Below are 22,532 nucleotides of genomic sequence, written 5' to 3'. Positions count from 1 at the left end.
GGTTACGTTTGCCCAGCGGTTGCCTCCGGCACCGCTCTGACGACAACCACATCTCAAGGAGCAACATGGGCGTATACGCGAAGGCCGGTTCGGCCTCACGCGCGCGGACCCTCCGGGCAACCCTCGGCGGCGTCGCCATTCTGGGCGCCAGCGCTCTCGTTCTCGCTGGCTGCGCCAGTGGCGGCGACAGCGGCGACTCGGGCAGCGAAGGCGGAGCCTCCGGCGACCTGTCCCTGAAGATCGGCACGATCCTCCCGCAGACGGGCACCCTGGCCGTCCTCGGCCCGCCCGAGATCGCGGGCGTCGACCTCGCGGTCGCCGACATCAACGAGGCCGCTGCCGGCCTCTCGATCGAGGTCGAGCAGAAGGACTCGGGCGACACCACGACCGACATCGCGACGCAGTCCGCGACCTCCCTCATCGCCGACGGCGTGTCGGCGATCATCGGCGCGGCGTCGTCGGGTGTCTCGAAGACCTTCATCGACCAGGTGACCCAGGCGGGCGTCGTGCAGATCTCGCCGGCGAACACCTCGCCCGACTTCACCACCTACGAGGACGACGGCTACTACTGGCGCACCGCTCCCTCGGACGTGCTGCAGGGCCGCATCCTCGGCAACAAGATCCTGGGCGACGGCAAGACCAACGTCTCGATCCTGTACATGAACGACGCGTACGGCACCGGCCTCGAGTCGAACATCAAGGAGACCCTCGAGGCGGGCGGCGCGACCGTCGCGGCCGAGGAGATCTTCGAGCCGGCCTCGACCGACTTCAACTCGGCGCTCACCACCGTGCTCGCCCCGAACCCCGACGCGCTCGTCGTCATCTCGTTCGACGAGATCACGACCATCGCCGAGCAGCTCGCGGCGAAGGGCTTCGACTTCGCGAACCTCTACGGCACGGACGGCAACTACGGCGTCATCAGCGAGGCCGACACCAACGTCGACATCGCGGGCGCCCAGTTCACCAACCCGGGTGTGCAGGCGTCGGACGACTTCCAGTCCAACCTCCAGGCTCTCGTCGAGGAGCAGGGGAACGACCCGCTGACGGTGTTCAGCTACGCCCCCGAGTCCTACGACGCCACCGTCCTGCTCGCCCTCGCGGCGCTGCAGGGTGGAGCGACGGACGGCGCGACCATCCGCGACAACCTCGAGACCGTCTCGAAGGACGGCACCGAGTGCACGACCTTCGCCGACTGCGCGGCGCTGCTCGCGGACGACGAGGACATCGACTACAACGGTCTCTCCGGCCCGATCTCGTTCGACGAGAACGGCGACCCGAGCGAGGCCTCGGTGTCGATCTACAAGTACTCGGCCGGCAACGTCACCTCGTTCGAGGAGACCGTCGACGGCTCGCTCGAGTAGCGATCGGGTGACACGACTCCGGTCGTGACACTCAGGGGCTCGGTCTTCGGACCGGGCCCCTTCGTCGTGCGCGGGGTGTCGCGTGCGGGGCGGAGGTGCGGTCTGCAGGAGCTCGCCCCGCACCGGAGCGGTTCCTGCGGTGATCCGGCCGTCTCGGCGCGCATCGCCTGCAGATCGCACCGGCTCCTGCAGATCGCACGGGCACCGTCAGACCGCACCAGCACCTGCAGAGCGTGCACCGGGAACGCCGACGGCCCGCCTGACCGGAGGGTCGGGCGGGCCGTCGGGAGGCGCGAGACGTCAGCGCGGGCGGCGCAGCACCCGCACGAGGCCGGCGGGGACGACGAGCGAGCCCGCCGCATCCGCGCCGGTGAGCAGCTCGACACCGGTCGCCGCGACGGTGACGTCGGCTTCGGAGTGGTTGAGGTGGAAGACGAAGTCGGCCTCGTCGCCCGAGCGGACGACCGTCTCGAGGCCGGGCTCGCCGAGCACCGCCTCGATGCCGGCGTCGCGCAGCGCGTCCTCGACCACGGCGCCGAGGTCGTCCCCTGCGAGGCGCGTCGAGACGTACCAGGAGACTCCGGCTCCGTACAGGTTCCGGGTCACCGCGGGCGACCCGGCGGCGGGGCCGTCGGTGTAGTCGGAGACGGAGTCGGCGCCCTCGAGCACGACCTCCTCGGCCCAGCCCGACGCCGAGGCGCCGGAGCCCAGGGTGACGACCTGGTCCTCGTACAGCGGCAGGAACTCCGGCACCGCGACTCCGAGCACCTCGCGCAGGGCGCCCGGTGCGCCGCCCGCGTGCACGGCGTCGTTCTCGTCGACGACCCCGGAGAAGTAGGAGGCGAGGAAGGTGCCGCCCGAGCGCACGTAGTCCTCGAGGTTCGCGCGCGATGCGTCGTCGATGAGGTACAGCGCCGGCGCGAGGACGATGTCGTAGCCGGACAGGTCGGCACCGGGGTGGGCGAAGTCGACCGTGACGCCGCGCCGCCAGAGCTCGGTGTAGTACGCGATGACCCGCTCGCGGTGCTCGAGCTCGACCGAGGGCCGCCACTCGAGGTCCTGAGCCCAGAACGACTCCCAGTCCCACAGGATCGCGGCACGGGCGCTCACTCGCGAGCCGAGCACCTCCGACAGTCCGGCGAGCTCGTCGCCGAGGGCGACGACCTCCTTCCAGACGCGGCTGCCGACACCCGCGTGCGGCAGCATCGCGGAGTGGAACTTCTCGGCTCCGTAGCGCGAGGCGCGGAACTGGAAGTAGAGGATCGCGTCGGCCCCGCGGGCCAGGTGGCTCATGCTGTTGCGCGCGAGCTCGCCGGGGCGCTTGGCGATGTTGCGCGGCTGCCAGTTCACGGCGGAGGTCGAGTGCTCCATCAGGATCCACGGCGCACCGCCGGCGAGGGAGCGGGTGAGATCGGCGTCCATCGCGAGCAGCACGTGGTTGTCGCGCCGCTCGGCGACCAGGTAGTGGTCGTTGGCGACGAGGTCGACCTCCGAGCGCCACTTCCAGAGGTCCACGGAGGGGCAGTTCGTCGCCATGAAGTTGGTGGTGACGGGAGTGCTCGGGGCGAAGCGCTTGATGGCGTCGCGCTCGGCCGTGAAGCACTCGAGCAGGGCGTCAGAGGTGAAGCGCGCGAAGTCGAGGCGCTGGGTCTGGTTGACGACGCTGGCCGAGAGGCGGGGGGCGTCGATCTCCTCCCACTCGCCGTAGACCTGACCCCAGAACAGCGTGCCCCAGGCGGCGTTGAGCGCCTCGAGGGAGCCGTAGCGCCGCAGCAGCCAGCGACGGAAGGCCAGGACGCTGACCTCGGAGTAGTCCTCGCTGATGGGTGCGCCGTACTCGTTGTGCACGTGCCAGAGCACGACAGCCGGATGCGCCGCGTAGCGCTCGGCGAGCCGCTCCGTCAGCGCGACGCACGCCGCGCGGTACTCGGGTGAGCTCGGGCTCACCATGCCGCGGGAGCCCCAGCCGAGGGTGACGCCCTCGCGGGTGACGGGGCGCGCTGCGGGGTGCTTCGCCCAGAACCAGGCCGGGGGAGCGGCGGTCGGGGTCGCCAGGTCGACGTCGATGCCGGCGTCGTGCAGCAGCTCGATCAGCTCGTCGAGGAAGGAGAAGTCGTACTCGCCCTCGCGCGGCTCCAGGAGGGCCCACGAGAAGATCCCGATGCTGACGAGGTTCACGCCGGCGCTGCGCATCAGCGCGATGTCCTCGTGCCACACCTCGCGGGGCCACTGCTCGGGGTTGTAGTCGCCGCCGTAGCGGATCTCGGCGCGACCGCCGAGCAGCGCCCGTCCTGGTCGGCCGAGGGCGGCGGTGCGGGGGCTCTCACGGGCCGCCGACGCGACGGGGGTGCTGAGGTCGCTGGTCATGCGTCGATCTCCTTTGACTGTGTGCGCTCCCAGTTCTAGCACGGATCAGATCCGCACAGAACGGCGCAGTAGCCCTCGAACCCGCGGATCGCCTGAGTTGACAATCCCGGTCAGGGCGTGTGTAACTGTAACCGCTCACAGGCACACCGTCGTCCTCACCCCCGTCGGAGCCCTGTGCACCACATCCACAGCACTTTCGACAAGGAGGACGAATGCGCACATCACTCCGCAGGGCAGCCATCACCACCGCGGCGGTCGCCGCCCTGGCTCTCACCGGCTGCACCGCCTCGGGCGACGGCGGCGGTTCCGGTCCGGTAGAACTGAACTACTGGGCCTGGGCTCCGAACCTCGAGCAGGTCGTCGACATCTGGAACTCCGAGAACCCGGACATCCAGGTCACGGTCAACAAGCAGGACGGCGGCGACCCCGCCATCACCAAGCTGCTCACCGCCATCAAGGCGGGCAGCGGCGCCCCCGACCTGATCCAGGCCGAGTACCAGAAGATCCCGACGCTGGTCGCCTCCGACGCGCTCGCCGACCTCTCGGGCGAGATCCCGGACGACCTCGCGGGCGAGTACTCCGACGGCGTCTGGTCGTCGGTCACCCTGGGCGGAGACGCGGTCTACGCGATCCCGCAGGACTCCGGCCCGATGATGGCCTACTACCGCACCGACATCCTCGACAGCCTCGGCCTCGCGATCCCCACCACCTGGGACGAGTACGCCGAGGTGGCGCGCGCCGTGCACCAGTCCGACCCGTCGAAGTACCTCGGCACGTTCTCGGCCAACGACGCGGGCTGGTTCGCCGGTCTCACGCAGCAGGCGGGCGCCTCCTGGTGGTCCATCGACGACCAGAGCTGGGGCGTCGACATCGACGCCGGCCCCACCGAGAAGGTCGCCGACTACTGGGGCGGCCTGGTCGAGGAGGGTGCCATCGACAACAAGCCGATGTACACCCCCGAGTGGAACGCCGGCCTGAACGACGGCTCGCAGGTCGGCTGGATCAGCTCGGTCTGGGCTCCCGGAGTCCTCGGCGGCAACGCCCCCGACACCGCGGGTCTCTGGACCGCTGCCCCGCTGCCGCAGTGGGACGCCTCCGCACCCTCGAACGGCAACTGGGGCGGCTCGAGCACGGCGATCACGACGCAGTCGGACAAGGTCGACGCCGCGGTCGAGTTCGCCACCTGGCTGAACAGCGACCCCGAAGCGGTCGCCGCTCTCGCCGACATCTCCGGCGTGTACCCGGCCGCGACCGAGGCCGCCTCGGACGCTCTGACGACCTCGCCCGAGTTCTTCAGCACCCAGGCCGACTTCTACGACGTCGCGGCCGAGGCCGCCGACACCGTGTCGTCGTTCACCTACGGGCCCAACGTCAACGTGGCCTTCAGCGCCTACAACGACGAGTTCGCCAAGGCCGCCGACGCCAAGACGAAGCAGGCCTTCGTCGACGCCGTCGCCTCGATGCAGTCCATCACCGAGGACGACCTGGTCTCCAGCGGCTTCTCCGTGAAGTAGCGGTGACGGAGGCGGGGGCCACGCGTCCCCGCCTCCTCACCGCCCCCCTCCCGTGCGGCCGCAGCCGCACTCGAACCACTCAGCAAGCAGGACGAGGACCAGCGATGACCGCTCCCACGATCAGCCGACCCGCCGACGGCACCGCGCCGCCGAGCGGCCGGGGCCGACCCGCCTCCCGAGGCCGCGCCGGCTGGCGCTCCCGCGTCGGCGTGCCGTACGCGATGCTCGCGCCGGGCATCGTGCTCTTCGTCGCCTTCATGGCCGCGCCCATCCTCTACACCCTGTTCCTCAGCTTCCAGAAGAAGCAGGTCAGCGGGCTGGGTCTGGGCTCGGGCGCGCAGAAGCAGGTGTTCGCCGGCATCGAGAACTACGTCTCGGCGCTGTCCGACCCCGAGTTCGCCGCCAGCGTCGGCCGGGTGCTGCTCTACGGCCTCATCCTCATCCCGTGCATGCTCGGCCTCGCGCTGCTCTTCGCGCTCCTCCTCGACTCCAAGCGCACCCGCGCCGTCGGTTTCTCGCGGATCTCGATCTTCCTGCCCTATGCGGTGCCCGCCGTGATCAGCTCGCTGCTCTGGGGCTTCCTCTACCTCCCCGCGGTGAGCCCCTTCTACTACGTCTTCGAACGCCTCGGCTGGGATGCGCCGAGCCTGCTCTCCTCCGGAGCGGTGATCTTCGGCATCGCCAACATCGCGCTGTGGGGCGGAGTCGGCTTCAACATGATCGTCATCTACACCTCGCTGAAGGCGGTCTCGAGCGACATCTACGAGGCCGCCCGGATCGACGGGGCGAGCGAGGTCCAGATCGCCCTGCGGATCAAGATCCCGATCCTCGCGCCGGCCCTGGTGATGACGGCGCTGTTCTCGATGGTCGCGACCCTGCAGGTCTTCGCCGAGCCGACCACGCTGCGCCCGCTCACCAACAGCCTCTCGACCAGCTGGTCGCCGCTCATGCTCGTCTACCGCGACGCGTTCACCCGCGACGACATCTACTCCGCCGCGGCGACCTCCGTCGTGATCGCCCTGGCCACCTTCATCATCTCCTTCCTCTTCCTCCGGGTCGTGCAGAAGCGAGCCTTCGGACAGGAGGACTGATCCATGACCGCCACCACCGCCCCGCGCTCCCGCACTGCAGCACCGTCCCCGCGCGCCTCGCGCTCGCCCCTCGCCCGCAGGGAGCGGCCGAGCGCGATCTCGACCGGCATCCTCCTGGTCGGCGCGATCTACTGCCTCTTCCCCGTGTTCTGGGTGCTGATGGCCTCCACGAAGGACGGCGGCGAGCTCTTCTCGACGTTCACCCTCGCGCCGAGCTCGCACCTGATCGACAACATCGTCGCGCTGACCTCGTACCGCGACGGACTCTTCTGGCGCTGGATGCTGAACACCGCGCTCTACGCCGGCATCGGCGCGATCGCCTCCACCTGGATCTCGGCGCTGTCGGGCTACGTGCTCGCGAAGTTCGAGTTCCCGGGCAAGAAGGTCGTCTTCAACGTCCTGCTGATGGGCGTGCTGGTACCCGGCGTGATCCTCGCCATCCCGCAGTACTTCCTGCTCGCGAACGTCGGGCTGACCAACACCTTCTGGGGAGTGCTGCTGCCGCAGATCATCAGCCCGTACGGCATCTACCTCGCGCGGATCTACGCCGCCGCCGCCGTCCCCACCGACGTCATCGAGGCGGCTCGCACCGAGGGCGCCGGGGAGATGTACATCTTCACCAGGATCGCGACCCCGATGCTCCTGCCCGGACTCGTCACGATCTTCCTCTTCCAGTTCGTCGCGATCTGGAACAACTTCATGCTGCCGTACATCATGCTCGGCAACGACGAGCTGTTCCCGCTCACCGTCGGCCTGAACGGGCTGCTCAACCAGGGTGCGTCCGCTCCGTCGCTGTACACGCTCGTCATCACCGGAGCGCTGCTCTCGGTGATCCCGCTGATCGCGATCTTCCTGGTCCTGCAGCGGTTCTGGAAGGTCGACCTGGCCGCGGGCGCGGTGAAGGCGTGACCTCGGTCGCGGGCGCCGGGCACCCTAAGCTGACCGGGTGACCACCGCCTCCGGCCGACAGCGTCCGACGATCGAGCACGTCGCCCTCGAGGCGGGAGTGTCGCGCGGCACAGTGTCGCGGGTCCTCAACGGAGGCAAGTGGGTCAGCCCGGACGCGAAGCTCGCCGTCGAGGCCGCGATCAAGAAGACCGGCTACCGCGTGAATCCGCACGCGCGGAGCCTCGCGACGAACCGCACCGACTCGGTCGCGTTCCTCCTCACCGAGGAGCACCAGCTGCTGTTCGAGGACCCGAACTTCTCGACCCTGCTGACCGGAGCCGCGGCGGCCCTGGCCGAGCGCGCCGTCTCGCTCGTGCTGATCATGGCGGGCAGCACCGCCGAGCAGAAGCGCGCGCTCGCCTACCTCGGTGCCGGTCACGTCGACGGCGTGCTCCTGGTCTCGGCGCACGGCGGCCAGGGCCTCCTGCGCGAGATCCAGGACCTCGCTGTGCCCGCCATCGCCTGCGGCATCCCGCTGGGCTACGAGAAGCGGATGGGCTACGTCGCCGCCGACGACGAGGAGGGCGCCCGCGAGATGGTGGCGTTCCTGCGCTCGAAGGGCCGCCGTCGGGTCGCGACCATCGCCGGACCGCCGGACCTGCCCGGCGGTCTCACCCGCCTCGCCGGCTACCGGCGCGAGCTGGGCGACGCCTACGACGAGGCCCTCGTCCGCTACGGCGACTACGGCCGGGCCAGCGGCGATCGGGCGATGACCGAGCTGCTCGAGACGCACCCCGATCTCGACGCGGTGTTCGCGGCGAACGACCGCATGGCGGCCGGCGCGATCGACGCGCTGCGCCGTGCGGGCCGGCGCGTTCCGGAGGACGTCTCGGTCGGCGGCTTCGACGACTCGATCGTCGCCCTGTCGACCGACCCGGCGCTCACGACGATGCGGCAGCCGTTCCAGCGGATCAGCTACGAGATGGTGCGGCTGCTGCTGCAGAGCATCGCGGGGGAGAGGCCGGCGGCCATCATCCTCCCGACGGAACTGATCCAGCGCGCGTCCGCCTGACGGGGACGCGCGCTCGATCGTGTCGTGTCTGCGCGGGCTAGGAGGCGCGGAGCAGCTCCGCCTCCTGCGCGAGGCGGTACGTGACGAAGGAGCGGCTGTAGTTGCGGCGCTTGCCTCCGGTGGTCTCGGCGATGACGACCTGCGCGTACACCCCGACGACCGACCAGCGGTCGTAGTCGCCGATCGCACCGGTCCCGAAGGTCGCTCCGAGGGCGACGGGTGCAGGGGTGTAGCTCTTCATGGCGGCTCCTTCGAAGGCGGTCGGCGCAGGACATCCGTCGCGCGCCCGTCTGGCGGATCCGTCGGCCTGCCGCGTGAGGGAATCCGTCTCCGATCAGGGAGGAAGGGTCCGTCTGTCCTGGCGGGAGCGACGTCTCGTGTCCCCAAAATTACGGCACGACCCCCCTTCACCCGTCCCTCCCACGGGGGGCGCTGCATCGGAGAGATCCTCGCGTGCGTCGTCCCTCACCACCGGCAGTAGTCCTCGGCGATGTAGTCGTAGAGCGCCCCGCGGACGGCGTCGCCGACGCCGATGGAGACGACTCCGGAGGCCCCGCCCTCGATCGCGACGGAGACGGGCAGGAACGTCCCGCGCTTGTCCTCCGAGACCGTGTGGGTGTTGCAGTTGCTGGGCACGATCGCGAGATCGAGCACGATCGGCGCCGAACCGGAGTCGAGCCGCGCGCTCGCGGGCCAGGAGTCGGCGCCCGAGGCGGGGCGCAGCAGGATCGTGCGCGCGACGCCCTCGACGGTCACGGCCCCGGTGCCGCCCGTCGGGGTGAGCGTGAGCGTCAGATGCGCGACGGGCTCCCCGCCCTCCTCCGAGACGACGACGGTGTCGCCGGGCACGATCGAGACGACGTCGGCGAGGCGCTCGGCGAGGCAGTCCTCGTCGTGGATCCGGGTGATGCTGTCGAACGGGTCCTCCGGCGCGAGCGTCACCGTCCCCGACACGTCGCCCTGCGTGAAGGCCAGGCGCACGGTCGCCCCCACCTCGCCCGCCGAGCAGTCGGGCGCCGGCAGCGCCAGCCGGAGCGCCGTCGTCGTGCCGGCGCGGATGGTCGTGGGCTCGACGGTCGCGACGGCCTCGGCGAAGGCGGAGGAGTCGAGCCGTGCCTCCCAGACGTCGAGCGGAGCGCCGGTGCCGTTCTCGATCAGCACCTCGATGCGCCGCGGACCGTAGTCGTCGCGGTTCTGCCGGATGCCGACGCTCACTCCCTCGGGCAGCTCCGTCGCGAGGTCCGGCGCGCAGCCCGAGAGCAGCGCCGCCATGGCGGCGAGGACGGCCGCTCCCGCGATGCGTCGCATGCGATCCTTCCGGAGGACGACGAGGGCCCGCCGTCGCCTCTCGGCGGACGACGGGCCCTCGGTGGTGCGGCGGTCTCAGCCGCCGACGGTCGGCGTGCTCGTGGTGACCTCGTTGGTCGTCGCGAGTGTGCCGAGGTAGAGCTCGATCACCTTGGGGTCGTTCATGAGCTCGCGCCCGGCGCCCTCGTAGGCGTCGCGGCCCTGGTCGAGCACGTAGCCGCGATCGCAGATCTGCAGAGCGCGGCGGGCGTTCTGCTCGACGATCATGATCGAGACCCCGGCCCGGTTGATCCGCTGGACGTTCACGAACGTCTCGTCCTGGCGCATCGGGGAGAGGCCGGCGCTCGGCTCGTCCAGCAGCAGCATCGACGGGTCCATCATCAGGGCCCGCGACATCGCCACCATCTGGCGCTCGCCGCCCGAGAGCGAGCCCGAGCGCTGCTTGAGGCGCTTGGCCAGCTCGGGGAAGAGCTCCGTCACGAACTCGAGTCGCTCGCGGTACGTCTTCGGCTTCTGGTACACGCCCATCTCGAGGTTCTCCTCGATGGTGAGCGACGGGAAGACGTTGTTGTTCTGCGGCACGAACCCGACGCCCTTGGAGACCAGCTTGTCGGCCTTCTGCCCGGTGATGTCCTCGCCGTTCAGGATGACGGTGCCCTGGCGGATGTTCACCAGCCCGAACATCGCCTTGAGGAGGGTCGACTTGCCGGCGCCGTTGGGGCCGATGATGCCGACGAGCTCGCCCCGCTTCACGTAGACGTTCGAGCCGTTCAGGATGTTGACCCCCGGCACGTACCCCGCGTGGAGGTCGTGGGTCTCGAGGGTGTTCGGCGTCTCGACGCTCATTTCGAATCCTTCCCGAAGTCGACCGCCGGTGAGGCGGGCGCGGCGGAGGGGGGCACGATGCCGGTCTCCTGCGCCTGCCGTTCGACGTCCTCGCGCACGAGGTCCGACTCCATCTCCTCGGCGATCTCGAGCTGGCCCTCGACGGTGCCCAGATCGGTGTCGTGGTGCGCGCCCAGGTAGGCGTCGATGACGGCCTGGTCGTTCATGACGGTGGAGGGCGGGCCCTCCGCGACGACCTTGCCCTCGGCCATCACGATCACCCAGTCGGCGATCGTGTTGACCATGTGCATGTCGTGCTCGACGAAGAGGACGGTCATGCCCTCGTCCTTCAGGTTCACGATGTGGCCCAGGAGCGACTGCGTCAGTGCCGGGTTCACGCCGGCCATCGGCTCGTCGAGCATGACCAGCTCGGGCTCCGACATCAGCGCGCGCGCCATCTCGAGCAGCTTCTTCTGGCCGCCCGACAGGCTCGACGCGTAGTCGTCCTTCTTGGTGTCGAGCTTGAACTTCTCGAGCAGGCGGATCGCGCGCGCCTCGATCGTGTCCTCCTCCTTCGACCACAGGGGCTTGATCAGCGAGGTGAGGATGTTCTCGCCCTTCTGCCCCTTGGCGCCGAGCAGCATGTTCTCGAGGACCGTCATGCCGCCGAGCGCCTTGGTCAGCTGGAAGGTGCGCACCATCCCCATCCGCGACACCCGGTAGGCGGGCACGTTCGCGAGGTTCTTGCCCTTGAAGTTCCACTTGCCCGTGTTGGGCTTGTCGAACCCGGTGAGCAGGTTGAAGAACGTGGTCTTCCCGGCACCGTTGGGGCCGATGAGGGCGGTGATCGATCCGCGCGGGATCTCGAGGTGGGCGACGTCGACCGCCGTGAGGCCGCCGAATCGGCGGCTCACGTTGTCGGCGACGACGATGGGGTCCTTCTTCTTGACCCCGGGGACGATGACTTCCTCGGTGATGTCCGAGACCGGCGTTTTAGGCAAAGTGGAGATCCTTCTTCTTGCCGAAGATCCCCTGGGGTCTGAAGATCACCAGGAGCATGAGCGCGACCCCCACCACGATGAACCGGATCGGGCCGGTCTGCACGGTGGTGAGGCGGATGAGGTCGTTGTCGAGGACCCCGGTGTCGATCCCGAGTGTGAGGAGACCGTCGGTCAGGCCCAGCACGACCCAGAAGATGATCGAGCCGACGACCGGTCCGAAGACCGTCGCGGCACCGCCCAGCAGCATGATCGTGTAGAGGAAGAACGTGAGCTGCGTGCCGTAGTTGTCGGGCTGCAGCGAGCGGGGCAGGATGAACAGCGCTCCGGCCAGGCCGCCCAGCACGCCGCCGAGGATCAGCGCCTGGATCTTGTACGAGAAGACGTTCTTGCCGAGCGAGCGCACGGCGTCCTCGTCCTCGCGGATCCCCTTGATGACGCGGCCCCAGGGGCTGCGCATCAGGAGGAAGACCAGGAGGCAGGCGAGCAGGACGAGCGTCCAGCCCACGATGCGCACCCACCACTGGTCCTGGCTGTAGGTCAGGATGCCGATGCCCCAGCGCCCCTCGGGGAGCGGGTTGAGGTCGTTGAAGGCGCGCGCGGCGCCGTTGATGCCCTCCGAGCCTCCGGTGACCGCCGAGAACTCGGGCGTCTTGACGGAGAGCCGGATGATCTCGGCGGCCGCGATCGTCACGATCGACAGGTAGTCGGCGCGCAGCCGGAGCGTCGGGATGCCGAGGATGAGCGCGAACACCGTCGCGGCGACGATCGTCGCGAGGAGCGAGCCCCAGACGGGCCACTCGAACTTGACCGAGGTGATGGCGAAGGCGTAGCCGCCGACCGCCATGAATCCGGCCTGTCCGAAGTTGAGGAGACCGGTGAAGCCGAAGTGGATGACCAGGCCGATGGTCGCCAGGGCGTAGGCGGCGACGGTGGGGTCGACGATCTGCCCGATCGCCAGCCAGATGAAGTTGAGGTTCATGGTGTCAGCCGATCCGTTCCTTGCGACCGAGGATTCCCTGCGGCCTGACCAGCAGGATGATGATCATCAGGACGAGCGGAGCCACGTACTTGAGGTTCTCCGGGATCCAGATGGTCGAGATGTTCATCATCAGCCCGATGATGAGCGAGCCGACCAGTGCTCCGTAGGCGGAGCCCAGGCCGCCGAGCGTGATCGCCGCGAAGATCAGCAGCAGGATCGACGCTCCGGTGTCCCAGCGCAGCGACTGGTAGTAGCCGATGTAGACGCCCGCCAGTGCGGCCAGAGCGCCCGACATCACCCAGACGACCCGGATGACCCGCTCGACGTTGATGCCCGAGGCCGAGGCGAGGGCCCGGTTGTCGGACACCGCGCGCATCGCCTTGCCGATCTTCGTACTCGTCAGCACGAAGGCGACGCCGACGATGCAGATGACGCCGATGACGGCTCCGACGAGGTCGGTGAACTTCAGGCTGATCCCGAGCGCCGGCACCGTGAAGAACGGAGCGGTGCTGTTGGGGAGCGAGAGGCGGTCGGCGCCGAAGAAGAACACGAAGGTGTAGCGCAGCGCCAGCGAGAGACCGATGGTGACGATCATCAGCGGGATGAGTTGGATGCCCTTCTTGCGCAGCGGCTTCCAGAGCAGGCCGTCCTGCGCGAAGCCGAAGGCGCCTCCGAGGATCACCGCTATCGGGATCGCGAGCAGCGCGGGCAGCCCGAACACCCCGGAGAAGAGGTAGGCCATCAGGGCGCCGAAGGTGACGAGCTCGCCGTGCGCGAAGTTGTTCAGCCCGGTCACGCCGTAGATCAGCGAGGCGCCGATCGCCGCGAGGGCGATCAGGAGGCCGAAGATCAGACCGGTGATGACCTTGGGCCAGAAGATGATCCAGAAGGTGTCGGCCGAGACGGGCGGAGTGATCGCGTTCGAGGTGCCGTCGGGGTTCGTCGCGCCGTTGCCGGTGGTGCCCTCGGTGGCGGAGGCCGACGGGGTGTCGGACAGGTCCGGGGCCGTGGCTCCCGCGCCCTTGGGGTTCGCGGTCGAGACGATGAAGTTCACGATCTGGTTCTGCGAGGCGACGATCTTCACCTCCTTCGGGTTCTGACCGGCGGCCGGGTAGCCCTTGTCGGCGGGGAGCGTCTCCTCGTCGACGGTCACGGTGTAGGTGCCCGCCGCGTCGAGCGGGAAGGTTGCCCGCCCGTCGTCGCCGGTGGTCACGCTCGCGGTGGCGTCGCCCTCGATCTCGACGGTCACTCCCGCGAGGTTCTCGTTCGTGCCCTGGACGCGGACCCACGAGATGATCGACTGGTCGGCGCTCGTCTCGGCGAGTGCGGCGGGCGCGGCCGCGGCGATCCCGGTGAGGGTCGCGGCGAGCAGGCCGAGCGCGAGGAGCCGGTCGCGGAGCGCGGAGAGTCTCGGAGGCCTCCTATCCACGGGGCACCTCCCGGTCCGTCGGATGCGGGGTCGTCGAGCGCTTGTGGCGCGTCGAACGGCTGGCTGTGAGCAAGACGTCTACCTCTCGTCAGGGTGCACAGACGGATGGGGTCTCCAGGCGCGCCCTGGTGGGCAGGCCGGATCGCCGTCGTCAAACAACGTTGGTTGACCATACGTTCCGCATGTGTCGGCGGTGTTTCCCCGTCGGCACGTGTGCGTGACGACATTATGCGGGGAGGAGAGCGCTCCCGCGCGCCGGAACCGCAGTGCTTGCGCTCCGGACCCTCCGTCCGTGCGGAATAGACGACCCCTCCCGACGCTTAAGATTGAGCTTCCGGGGCACTCGGGCCGGACGCTCCTCCCTCCTCTCCCGTGCACCCAAAGTCGACCTGTTAAGGGGCCTTGATGGACCAGCCGGATCCCTTCGGATTCCTCGGACTCACCTACGACGACGTCATGCTCCTCCCCGGGCACACCGACGTCATCCCGAGCGAGGCCGACACGACCTCCCGGCTGACCAAGCGCATCACCGTCGCGACTCCGCTGCTCTCGGCGGCGATGGACACGGTGACCGAGGCGCGGATGGCGATCGCGATGGCCCGCCAGGGCGGCATCGGCATCCTGCACCGCAACCTCTCGATCGCCGACCAGGCCGACCAGGTCGACCGCGTCAAGCGCAGCGAGTCCGGGATGGTCTCGAACCCCGTCACCACGACTCCCGACGCGACCGTCGCCCAGGTCGACGACCTCTGCGGGCAGTACCGCATCAGCGGACTCCCCGTCGTCGACTCGACCGGCGTCCTCGTCGGCATCATCACCAACCGCGACATGCGCTTCGTCTCGCCGTTCGAGAAGGCGTCGACCCTCGTCCGCGACGTGATGACCAGCTCCGGGCTCATCACCGGCCGCGTCGGGATCCCCGACAGCGAGGTCATCGCGCTGTTCGCGCAGCACAAGATCGAGAAGCTCCCGCTCGTCGACGAGCAGGGCAAGCTCGCCGGGCTCATCACGGTCAAGGACTTCGACAAGTCGGAGCAGTACCCCAACGCCACCAAGGACGCCTCGGGTCGACTCCGCGTCGGCGCGGCCATCGGCTTCTTCGGCGACGCCTGGCAGCGCGCCACGGCGCTCCTCGAGGCCGGAGTCGACGTCATCGTCGTCGACACCGCCAACGGCGACTCCGCGGGCGTCCTCGACATCATCCGGCGCCTCAAGTCAGACCCGGCCTTCGCCGGAGTCGACGTCATCGGCGGGAACGTCGCCACCCGCTCCGGCGCCCAGGCGCTCGTCGATGCGGGCGCCGACGCCATCAAGGTCGGAGTCGGCCCCGGGTCGATCTGCACCACCCGCGTCGTCGCCGGCGTCGGCGTGCCCCAGGTCACCGCCGTCTACGAGGCCTCCCTCGCCGCCCGCGAGTCCGGCGTCCCGGTCATCGCCGACGGCGGGCTCCAGTACTCCGGAGACATCGCGAAGGCCCTCGTCGCCGGTGCCGACACCGTCATGCTCGGCTCGCTCCTCGCGGGCTGCGAGGAGAGCCCCGGCGACCTCGTCTTCCAGAACGGCAAGCAGTACAAGAACTACCGCGGCATGGGATCCCTCGGCGCGCTGCAGACGCGCGGGGAGCGCACGTCGTACTCCAAGGACCGCTACTTCCAGTCGGACGTGCCGAGCGACGACAAGCTGATCGCCGAGGGGATCGAGGGGCAGGTGCCTTATCGCGGGCCGCTGGCCAATGTGGCCTATCAGCTCGCGGGCGGGCTGCGGCAGTCGATGTTCTACGTGGGGGCGCGGACGATCGCGGAGCTGAAGGAGCGCGGGAGGTTCGTGCGGATCACGGCGGCGGGGCTCAAGGAGTCGCATCCGCATGATGTGCAGATGGTGGTGGAGGCGCCGAACTACCGGCGCTGAGTTCTGCTTCTGGGGAGGGGCCGGCGTCGGATCGCGACGGCGGCCCCTCTGCCCGATGGGCCTTCGGCCCATACGCCCACCACACCGGAGGGGCCGCCGTCGCGATCCGCCACCTCTCTAGGCAGCACAGCAGTCTTCTGGTGACCGAGCGACGCAGCGCGAGTGGGCTTCGCCCACCGCGACTGCGCCATTGCGTGCTCGCGGACTCAGGCGCGGGCGGCTTCGAGGCGGGAACTTCGTGAGGTGGGAGCGGTGACCGGCGATCCGCGTCTCAGCGGATCGTCGTGGCGCGGACGGAGGACGCTCTGTGGGACGCGACCGTTCGTGGGGGCCGACTGCGGCCGTGCAACGAGCGTCGCGAGGCGCGCGGCTCATGAGCACCGGTAAACTCCTCCGGTGACTGAGATCGAGATCGGGCGCGCCAAGCGCGCCCGCCGGGCCTATGCCTTCGACGACATCGCCGTCGTTCCGAGCCGCCGCACGCGCGACCCGGAAGTGGTGTCGGTCAAGTGGGCCATTGATGCCTATCAATTCACGACGCCGATCCTGGCGGCGCCGATGGACTCGGTGGTGTCGCCGAAGACGGCGATCACGCTGGGGAGGCTCGGGGCGCTGGGCGTGCTCGACCTCGAGGGGCTGTGGACGCGGTACGAGGATCCGGAGCCGCTGCTGGCCGAGATCCGCGAGCTGCCGGCCGAGCGGGCGACGCAGCGGATGCAGGAGATCTACGCCGAGGCGATCAAGCCGGAGCTGGTGACGGCGCGGCTCAACGAGATCCGGGCCGCGGGCGTCACGGTCGCCGGGGCGCTGTCGCCGCAGCGCACGGCCGAGCTGTACCAGACGGTCGTCGATGCGGGAGTCGACGTGTTCGTCATCCGCGGCACCACCGTCTCGGCGGAGCACGTGTCGCGCGACACCGAGCCGCTCAACCTCAAGAAGTTCATCTACGAGCTCGACGTGCCCGTCATCGTCGGCGGGGCCGCGACGTACACCGCAGCACTGCACCTCATGCGCACGGGCGCCGCGGGGGTGCTCGTCGGCTTCGGAGGCGGCGCCGCCTCGACCACGCGGGCCACCCTCGGGATCCAGGCGCCGATGGCCACCGCTGTCGCCGATGTCGCCGGCGCTCGCCGCGACTACCTCGACGAGTCGGGCGGACGCTACGTGCACGTCATCGCCGATGGCGGCCTCGGCACCTCGGGCGACATCGTGAAGGCCGTCGCGGTCGGCGCCGACGCGGTCATGCTCGGCACCGCGCTCGCCCGCGCCACCGACGCTCCCGGCGGCGGCTGGCACTGGGGCCAGGAGGCGCACCACCAGCAGCTGCCCCGCGGCCGCCGCGTGCAGGTCGGCACGGTCGGCACCCTCGAGCAGGTCCTCTACGGACCCGCGACGGACTCGAACGGCACCGCCAACCTGATCGGCGCGCTCCGCCGCTCGATGGCGACCACCGGCTACTCCGACCTCAAGGAGTTCCAGCGCGTCGAGGTCGTCGTCGCGCCCTACCAGCCCAGCTGACGATGCCGGCGGGACCCGACCGGACTCCGGCAGGGGTCCGGACGCCGGTGAACGCCCGGATCAGGTCCACTCGCGGGGTGCGACCCGCAGGAGTGGACAGATACCGGGCGCTCCGCTCGGAGAAGTCCCGATTCGCGTCCTCTCGCGTCCTGCCGTCGTGCGGAGGGTGCGCGGCGGCGGCGCTTCGTCAGCCGCTGGCGAACGAGAGACCCGGGCGGCGCGGCGCGCCTAAGCTGGACGGGTCCCCGGAGATACAGGCGCCGTCCGGCGCGGATGGAGCACGCATGGTCGAGGTCCGCAGGGTCAAGCTGCCCGGAGTCGGTGTTCTGCACACGTTCCTGACGGCCGACGGCGGCAAGGTCGGCGTCATCGCGCACCGCTCGGGGCACAGCGACCTCATCACCTTCGCCGAGGGCGACCAGGACGGCGCCAAGGTCTCGCTCCGTCTCAACGACGATGAGGCGCACACGCTTGCAGAGCTGCTCGGCGGCACGCAGATCACCGAGTCGCTCACCGCGCTCGACCAGATCCCCGGCCTCTCGATCGACTGGTTCACCGTCGACTACGACGACCACATCGCGGGGCAGCAGCTCGGCAAGCCCGCCGATCGCGGCATCGTCGGGCTGACGGTCGTCGCCGTCGTCCGCGGCGACGCGGCCAACCCGGCGCCCGCGCCCGACTTCCGCGTGTTCCCCGGCGACACCCTCGTCGTCGCGGGCAGCCCGGAGAAGGTCGCGAAGGCGTTCGCCTTCTTCCGCTCCGGCGTGTTCGCCAAGGCCCCCGAGACGCCGCCCGGAGTCTGAGGATGCACCACGGCGAAGACCTCATCGTCCTGGGCATCCTGTTCGTCGTCGCGTACGTCCTCGGCCGCCTGGGGCGGACGATCGGACTTCCGGCGATCCCGATCTACATGGTCGTCGGCCTGCTCGCGAGCCCGAACTTCGACTGGTTCCCGCTCGACTTCGACTCCACCTACATCGAGCTGACGGCCGTCTTCGGTCTGATCCTGCTGCTCTTCAACCTCGGTCTCGAATTCGACCAGGACGAGTTCTTCGGCAACGCCGGCCGGCTGATCCTGTCGGGCGGCACCTACATCGGCGTCAACATGGCGGCGGGGCTCGGCTTCGGGTTCCTGCTCGGCTGGGGCAGCCAGGAGGCGCTCGTCGTGGCCGGCATCACCGCGACCAGCTCGAGCGCGATCGTCACCAAGCTGCTGATCGAGCTCAAGCGGCTCGCGAACCCCGAGACTCCGATGATCCTGGGCGTGACCGTCGTCGAGGACATCTTCATCGCCGTCTACCTGGCGATCGTCTCGGTCGTCCTCTCGGGCGAGACCGAGCCGTGGCCGGTGATCCTGAAGCTGCTGATCGCGTTCGCGTTCCTGGTCGTGATGTTCTCGGTCGCGCGCTGGGGCGGGCGGGTCGTCTCCCGGCTGTTCCGGACCCGTGACGACGAGCTCTTCACGATCCTCTTCTTCGGCCTCGCCCTCCTCTTCGGCGGCATCGGCGAGGTCCTCGGCGTCACCGATGCGATCGGCGCGTTCCTGATCGGACTCGTGATCGGCGCCACGCGGTTCCGCTCGCGCGTCGAGCACATCGCCATCCCGCTCCGCGACGTCTTCGGCGCGTTCTTCTTCGTGAACTTCGGGCTGAATCTCGACCCGAGCGCCTTCCCGGCCGTCGTCGTGCCGGTGATCGCCGCCTCCGCGATGACGATCGTGCTGAACCTCGGCGCCGGCCAGTTCGTCGCCTGGCTCAACAAGCTCGGCCCCAGGGCGGGCCTGAACGCGGCGTTCATCCTGCACAACCGGGGCGAGTTCGCGCTGATCCTCGCCACGCTGTCGCTCTCGGCCGGACTCGACGAGCGGATCCAGCCGTTCGCCGGCCTGTACGTCCTGGTCATGGCGATCATCGGGCCGATCCTCGCCTCGCGCTCGGAGAGCATCGGCCTGTTCCTGTCGCGGCGCCGCCGGCGGCCGGCCCCCGCGGGACGGCCCGCCATGGCGGACGAGGACTTCGCTCTCGTCGAGGCGGCCATGGCCGCGCCCGCCCTGCAGGAGGACACCGACACCTCCGGCGTCGTGATCGCCCCCGTGCCCGCGCGGCCGATCGAGCGGGACGAGCTCGACGACGAGTTCCCCGATCCGATGCGCCAGGCCCTCATCGACCAGGCCATGCAGCAGTCCGACGGAGCCGACTCCGGGCGTCCGCGCCGCCCCGTCGAGCCCGACTACTGATCCCCGGGAGCTCTCATTCTCACGGGCTAGGCTCGTCGGGTCCGCGCTCGCCGGCGGATCCGGCACGAACGGGGGACGCATGACGCAGAGCACGGTCTGGCAGGTCGCGCGGCGTCCCCGCTGGATCGGCGCGCTGCTCCTCGCCCTCGTCATCGCCGGCCTCTTCGCCGCGCTCGGCCAGTGGCAGATCGGGCGCGCTGTCGACGCGGCCGCTCCCGACAGCGGGATCTCCGAGACGGTGCTGCCGCTCGACGAGGTCGCCGCACCCTCGAAGCCGATCACGGCCACCGCCGACGGCCAGCGCGTGGAGGCGTCGTCGGTCCTCGTGCCCGGCGGAGCCGAGGTGCTCGGCGGACGCCTGAACGGCGGAGACGAGGGCTGGTGGGTGATCGCGCGCACGCGCACCGACTCCGCCGATCTCGTCGTCGCCTACGGCTGGACGCGGGACGAGGGGACCGCGCGCGAGGTCGCCGAGCGGCTGAACGCGGGGAGCGAGGCGCCGCCGACGACCGTCGAGGGCCGGCTCGTCGCGAACGAGGCCGCCGAGGCGCCCGCCGAGGGCGTCGATCCGATGACCCTGACGGCGCTGTCGATCCCGGCGCTGATCAACCGCTGGCCCGATCCTCCGCAGGACGTCTACCAGGGCTACGTCGTCGTCGACGAGCCCGTCGCGGGCCTCGGCGCCATCGACTCTCCGGCGCGGCAGAGCGACGTCTCGCTCAACTGGCTCAACGTCTTCTACGCGATCGAGTGGGTGGTCTTCGCCGGCTTCGCCCTCTACCTCTGGTACCGCCTCGTGCGCGACGCCTGGGAGCGCGAGATCGAGGAGGCCCTCGACGCCGAGGAGCTCGCCCGGGCCGCCGCCCCGTCCGCCGCGTCGTAAACTGGACCCCATGCCCCTCGAGCCCAAGCCCGCGCAGTTCCCTGCGATCCGGAGCGCGCTCCGCTTCTACCGGGTGACCTCGATCATCACCGGCGTGATGCTGCTCCTGCTCTGCGCCGAGATGCTGCTGAAGTACGTGTTCCACCTCGAGCTCTTCGCCTTCGGCCAGCAGGGCGTGCTGCACTTCGCTCCGATGTACGAGGTCCCCGGAGGCGAGTTCCGCTCGAGCGGGACGGGGGCGAACGTCTCGACCGGCATCCTCATCGCGCACGGCTGGTTCTACGTCGTGTACCTCTTCTCCGACTTCCGGCTGTGGAGCCTGATGCGCTGGCCGTTCAGCCGCTTCATCCTGATCGCGCTCGGCGGAGTGATCCCCACGCTCTCCTTCTTCGTCGAGGGCCGCATCGCCCGCGAGGTCGAGCAGTACCTCGCCCGCCGCGGTGCCGTCCCCCGGACCCCCCAGTCCCCTCAGACCCCGACCGACTCCGTGGAGGCCCCCCATCAGTGACCAGCAGCCCGGCCCCGAGGCGGCGCAGCCGCACCTCGCCGCCCAGCCCGTCCTCGTCGTCGACTTCGGCGCCCAGTACGCACAGCTGATCGCGCGTCGCGTCCGCGAGGCGAACGTCTACTCCGAGATCGTGCCCTCGAACACGACCGCCGCCGAGATCGCGGCCAAGTCTCCGGTCGGCATCATCCTCTCCGGAGGCCCGTCCAGCGTGTACGAGGAGGGGGCGCCGCAGCTCGACCCCGCCATCTTCGATCTCGGCATCCCCGTCCTGGGCATCTGCTACGGCTTCCAGGTCATGGCGAAGACGCTCGGCGGAGAGGTCGCGAACACGGGTCTCCGCGAGTACGGCGCCACGGACGCCGCGGTGTCGCTCGACGGCGGCGTGCTGCTCGGCGACCAGCCGGTCGACCAGACCGTGTGGATGAGCCACGGCGACTCGGTCGCGAAGGCTCCCGAGGGCTTCGACGTCCTCGCCTCGACCACGTCGACCCCCGTCGCGGCGTTCGGCAGTGACGAGCGCCGCCTCTACGGAGTGCAGTGGCACCCCGAGGTGAAGCACTCGGCCTACGGCCAGGCCGTCATCGAGAACTTCCTGCACCGCGCCGCGGGCATCCCGGCCGACTGGAACTCGTCGAACGTGATCGAGGACCAGGTCGCGCTGATCCGAGAGCAGGTCGGCTCCGGTCGCGTCATCTGCGGCCTCTCCGGAGGCGTCGACTCGGCCGTCGCCGCTGCCATCGTGCACCGCGCCGTCGGCGACCAGCTGACCTGCGTGTTCGTCGACCACGGCCTGCTCCGCAAGGGCGAGCGCCGGCAGGTCGAGGAGGACTACGTCGCGGCGACCGGCGTCCGCCTGGTCACGGTCGACGCGCGCGAGCAGTTCCTCGATGCGCTCGCCGGCGTCAGCGACCCGGAGCAGAAGCGCAAGATCATCGGCCGCGAGTTCATCCGCAGCTTCGAGGGCGCCGCCGAGGCGCTCGTGCTCGAGGCCCAGGGCGAGGGTGCCTCGATCGACTTCCTCGTGCAGGGCACCCTCTACCCCGACGTCGTCGAGTCGGGCGGCGGCACCGGCACTGCGAACATCAAGTCGCACCACAACGTCGGCGGCCTCCCCGAAGACCTCCAGTTCGCGCTCGTCGAGCCGCTGCGCACCCTCTTCAAGGACGAGGTGCGCGCGATCGGCCGCGAGCTCGGGCTGCCCGAGACGATCGTCGGCCGCCAGCCGTTCCCCGGCCCGGGCCTCGGCATCCGCATCGTCGGCGAGGTGACCCAGGAGCGGCTCGACCTGCTCCAGGAGGCCGACGCGATCGTCCGCGCCGAGCTGACGGCGGCAGGTCTCGACACCGAGATCTGGCAGTGCCCCGTCGTGCTCCTGGCCGACGTGCGCTCCGTCGGCGTCCAGGGCGACGGCCGCACCTACGGCCACCCGATCGTGCTGCGCCCCGTCTCGTCCGAGGACGCGATGACGGCCGACTGGACCCGCCTGCCCTACGACCTGCTCGCCAGGATCTCGAATCGCATCACGAACGAGGTGAGCGGGGTGAACCGGGTCGTGCTCGACGTCACGTCGAAGCCACCCGGCACCATCGAGTGGGAGTAGCAGCGGCGACGCTGCAGTGAAGAACGGGCCTCCTCGGGGGCCCG

At 69.9% G+C, this 22,532-nt stretch carries 19 protein-coding genes; 12 read left to right on the top strand and 7 right to left on the bottom strand.

All coding sequences use genetic code 11. The features are described from left to right. Positions 1–65 precede the first annotated feature (65 nt). On the top strand, positions 66–1,361 hold the full coding sequence (locus GRS92_RS00585) for an ABC transporter substrate-binding protein (protein WP_159852352.1): 1,296 nt from the start codon (positions 66–68) through the stop codon (positions 1,359–1,361). Between the two features lie 300 nt (positions 1,362–1,661). Here the strand turns inward: GRS92_RS00585 and GRS92_RS00580 are convergent, their stop codons facing one another. Continuing rightward, the gene (locus tag GRS92_RS00580) at positions 1,662–3,728 is read right to left on the bottom strand and encodes a beta-galactosidase (RefSeq protein ID WP_159852349.1); all 2,067 of its coding nucleotides are present in this window, start codon (positions 3,726–3,728) and stop codon (positions 1,662–1,664) included. A 212-nt stretch (positions 3,729–3,940) separates the two neighbouring features. On the opposite strand from GRS92_RS00580, the gene GRS92_RS00575 reads away from it, so the two are divergent. The 4 genes from GRS92_RS00575 to GRS92_RS00560 all read left to right on the top strand — a co-directional run bounded on the left by GRS92_RS00575 (position 3,941) and on the right by GRS92_RS00560 (position 8,293). After that, a complete protein-coding gene (locus tag GRS92_RS00575; RefSeq protein ID WP_159852347.1) occupies positions 3,941–5,242 on the top strand; it encodes an ABC transporter substrate-binding protein in 1,302 nt (433 codons plus the stop codon). 104 nt (positions 5,243–5,346) lie between these two features. Next, complete coding sequence (locus GRS92_RS00570; RefSeq protein ID WP_159852345.1) at positions 5,347–6,333, top strand: carbohydrate ABC transporter permease; 987 nt, start codon at positions 5,347–5,349, stop codon at positions 6,331–6,333. Between the two features lie 3 nt (positions 6,334–6,336). After that, positions 6,337–7,242: a carbohydrate ABC transporter permease gene (locus GRS92_RS00565; RefSeq protein ID WP_159852343.1), complete on the top strand. Its 906-nt coding sequence runs from the start codon at positions 6,337–6,339 to the stop codon at positions 7,240–7,242. A gap of 37 nt (positions 7,243–7,279) precedes the next feature. Next, positions 7,280–8,293, top strand: coding sequence for a LacI family DNA-binding transcriptional regulator (locus GRS92_RS00560; RefSeq protein WP_159852341.1), 1,014 nt, complete (start codon positions 7,280–7,282; stop codon positions 8,291–8,293). A gap of 37 nt (positions 8,294–8,330) precedes the next feature. Here GRS92_RS00560 and GRS92_RS00555 read toward each other — a convergent pair whose 3' ends face one another. The 6 genes from GRS92_RS00555 to GRS92_RS00530 form a co-directional block, all read right to left on the bottom strand. Then, positions 8,331–8,534 carry a hypothetical protein gene (locus tag GRS92_RS00555; protein ID WP_159852339.1) on the bottom strand — a complete coding sequence of 68 codons (204 nt, stop codon included), beginning with the start codon at positions 8,532–8,534 and terminating at the stop codon, positions 8,331–8,333. A 224-nt stretch (positions 8,535–8,758) separates the two neighbouring features. Next, positions 8,759–9,601: a hypothetical protein gene (locus GRS92_RS00550; RefSeq protein WP_159852337.1), complete on the bottom strand. Its 843-nt coding sequence runs from the start codon at positions 9,599–9,601 to the stop codon at positions 8,759–8,761. A gap of 75 nt (positions 9,602–9,676) precedes the next feature. After that, on the bottom strand, positions 9,677–10,447 hold the full coding sequence (locus GRS92_RS00545) for an ABC transporter ATP-binding protein (RefSeq protein ID WP_159852335.1): 771 nt from the start codon (positions 10,445–10,447) through the stop codon (positions 9,677–9,679). After that, the gene (locus GRS92_RS00540; RefSeq protein WP_159852333.1) at positions 10,444–11,427 is read right to left on the bottom strand and encodes an ABC transporter ATP-binding protein; all 984 of its coding nucleotides are present in this window, start codon (positions 11,425–11,427) and stop codon (positions 10,444–10,446) included. Before GRS92_RS00540 ends, GRS92_RS00545 begins: the two co-directional genes overlap by 4 nt. After that, a complete protein-coding gene (locus GRS92_RS00535) occupies positions 11,420–12,406 on the bottom strand; it encodes a branched-chain amino acid ABC transporter permease (RefSeq protein ID WP_159852331.1) in 987 nt (328 codons plus the stop codon). Before GRS92_RS00535 ends, GRS92_RS00540 begins: the two co-directional genes overlap by 8 nt. A gap of 4 nt (positions 12,407–12,410) precedes the next feature. Next, on the bottom strand, positions 12,411–13,835 hold the full coding sequence (locus tag GRS92_RS00530) for an ABC transporter permease subunit (protein WP_235021737.1): 1,425 nt from the start codon (positions 13,833–13,835) through the stop codon (positions 12,411–12,413). A gap of 405 nt (positions 13,836–14,240) precedes the next feature. Between GRS92_RS00530 and guaB the strand changes: the two genes are divergently transcribed. The 7 genes from guaB to guaA all read left to right on the top strand — a co-directional run bounded on the left by guaB (position 14,241) and on the right by guaA (position 22,488). Next, positions 14,241–15,743 carry an IMP dehydrogenase gene (gene guaB / locus GRS92_RS00525; protein WP_159852329.1) on the top strand — a complete coding sequence of 501 codons (1,503 nt, stop codon included), beginning with the start codon at positions 14,241–14,243 and terminating at the stop codon, positions 15,741–15,743. Between the two features lie 396 nt (positions 15,744–16,139). Next, a complete protein-coding gene (locus GRS92_RS00520; RefSeq protein WP_159852327.1) occupies positions 16,140–17,261 on the top strand; it encodes a GuaB3 family IMP dehydrogenase-related protein in 1,122 nt (373 codons plus the stop codon). A 284-nt stretch (positions 17,262–17,545) separates the two neighbouring features. Beyond that, the gene (locus GRS92_RS00515; protein WP_159852325.1) at positions 17,546–18,064 is read left to right on the top strand and encodes a cation:proton antiporter regulatory subunit; all 519 of its coding nucleotides are present in this window, start codon (positions 17,546–17,548) and stop codon (positions 18,062–18,064) included. 2 nt (positions 18,065–18,066) lie between these two features. Then, positions 18,067–19,497, top strand: coding sequence for a cation:proton antiporter (locus GRS92_RS00510; protein WP_159852323.1), 1,431 nt, complete (start codon positions 18,067–18,069; stop codon positions 19,495–19,497). A 79-nt stretch (positions 19,498–19,576) separates the two neighbouring features. Beyond that, a complete protein-coding gene (locus GRS92_RS00505; RefSeq protein WP_159852321.1) occupies positions 19,577–20,380 on the top strand; it encodes an SURF1 family protein in 804 nt (267 codons plus the stop codon). Positions 20,381–20,390: 10 nt separating this feature from the next. Beyond that, positions 20,391–20,888 (top strand): DUF3817 domain-containing protein, encoded by a 498-nt coding sequence (locus GRS92_RS00500; RefSeq protein ID WP_159852319.1) that lies wholly within the window; start codon positions 20,391–20,393, stop codon positions 20,886–20,888. After that, positions 20,881–22,488 carry a glutamine-hydrolyzing GMP synthase gene (gene guaA / locus GRS92_RS00495; protein ID WP_159853217.1) on the top strand — a complete coding sequence of 536 codons (1,608 nt, stop codon included), beginning with the start codon at positions 20,881–20,883 and terminating at the stop codon, positions 22,486–22,488. The genes GRS92_RS00500 and guaA overlap by 8 nt, the downstream gene beginning before the upstream one ends. Positions 22,489–22,532: the final 44 nt, after the last annotated feature.

Origin of the sequence: Rathayibacter sp. VKM Ac-2754, assembly GCF_009807095.1 — a bacterium.
Lineage (GTDB): Bacteria > Actinomycetota > Actinomycetes > Actinomycetales > Microbacteriaceae > Rathayibacter.
This window is presented reverse-complemented; position numbering and strand designations above follow the sequence as displayed.

What these genes read in the sequence shown, in the direction of transcription:
- GRS92_RS00565 (WP_159852343.1), top strand. Translation starts at nt 6,337, where the DNA reads ATGACCGCCACCACCGCCCCGCGCTCCCGCACTGCAGCACCGTCCCCG.
- guaB (WP_159852329.1), top strand. Translation starts at nt 14,241, where the DNA reads ATGGACCAGCCGGATCCCTTCGGATTCCTCGGACTCACCTACGACGAC.
- GRS92_RS00515 (WP_159852325.1), top strand. Translation starts at nt 17,546, where the DNA reads ATGGTCGAGGTCCGCAGGGTCAAGCTGCCCGGAGTCGGTGTTCTGCAC.
- GRS92_RS00505 (WP_159852321.1), top strand. Translation starts at nt 19,577, where the DNA reads ATGACGCAGAGCACGGTCTGGCAGGTCGCGCGGCGTCCCCGCTGGATC.
- GRS92_RS00570 (WP_159852345.1), top strand. Translation starts at nt 5,347, where the DNA reads ATGACCGCTCCCACGATCAGCCGACCCGCCGACGGCACCGCGCCGCCG.
- GRS92_RS00550 (WP_159852337.1), bottom strand. Translation starts at nt 9,601, where the DNA reads ATGCGACGCATCGCGGGAGCGGCCGTCCTCGCCGCCATGGCGGCGCTG.
- GRS92_RS00580 (WP_159852349.1), bottom strand. Translation starts at nt 3,728, where the DNA reads ATGACCAGCGACCTCAGCACCCCCGTCGCGTCGGCGGCCCGTGAGAGC.
- GRS92_RS00555 (WP_159852339.1), bottom strand. Translation starts at nt 8,534, where the DNA reads ATGAAGAGCTACACCCCTGCACCCGTCGCCCTCGGAGCGACCTTCGGG.
- GRS92_RS00510 (WP_159852323.1), top strand. Translation starts at nt 18,067, where the DNA reads ATGCACCACGGCGAAGACCTCATCGTCCTGGGCATCCTGTTCGTCGTC.
- GRS92_RS00535 (WP_159852331.1), bottom strand. Translation starts at nt 12,406, where the DNA reads ATGAACCTCAACTTCATCTGGCTGGCGATCGGGCAGATCGTCGACCCC.
- GRS92_RS00545 (WP_159852335.1), bottom strand. Translation starts at nt 10,447, where the DNA reads ATGAGCGTCGAGACGCCGAACACCCTCGAGACCCACGACCTCCACGCG.
- GRS92_RS00500 (WP_159852319.1), top strand. Translation starts at nt 20,391, where the DNA reads ATGCCCCTCGAGCCCAAGCCCGCGCAGTTCCCTGCGATCCGGAGCGCG.
- GRS92_RS00575 (WP_159852347.1), top strand. Translation starts at nt 3,941, where the DNA reads ATGCGCACATCACTCCGCAGGGCAGCCATCACCACCGCGGCGGTCGCC.
- GRS92_RS00585 (WP_159852352.1), top strand. Translation starts at nt 66, where the DNA reads ATGGGCGTATACGCGAAGGCCGGTTCGGCCTCACGCGCGCGGACCCTC.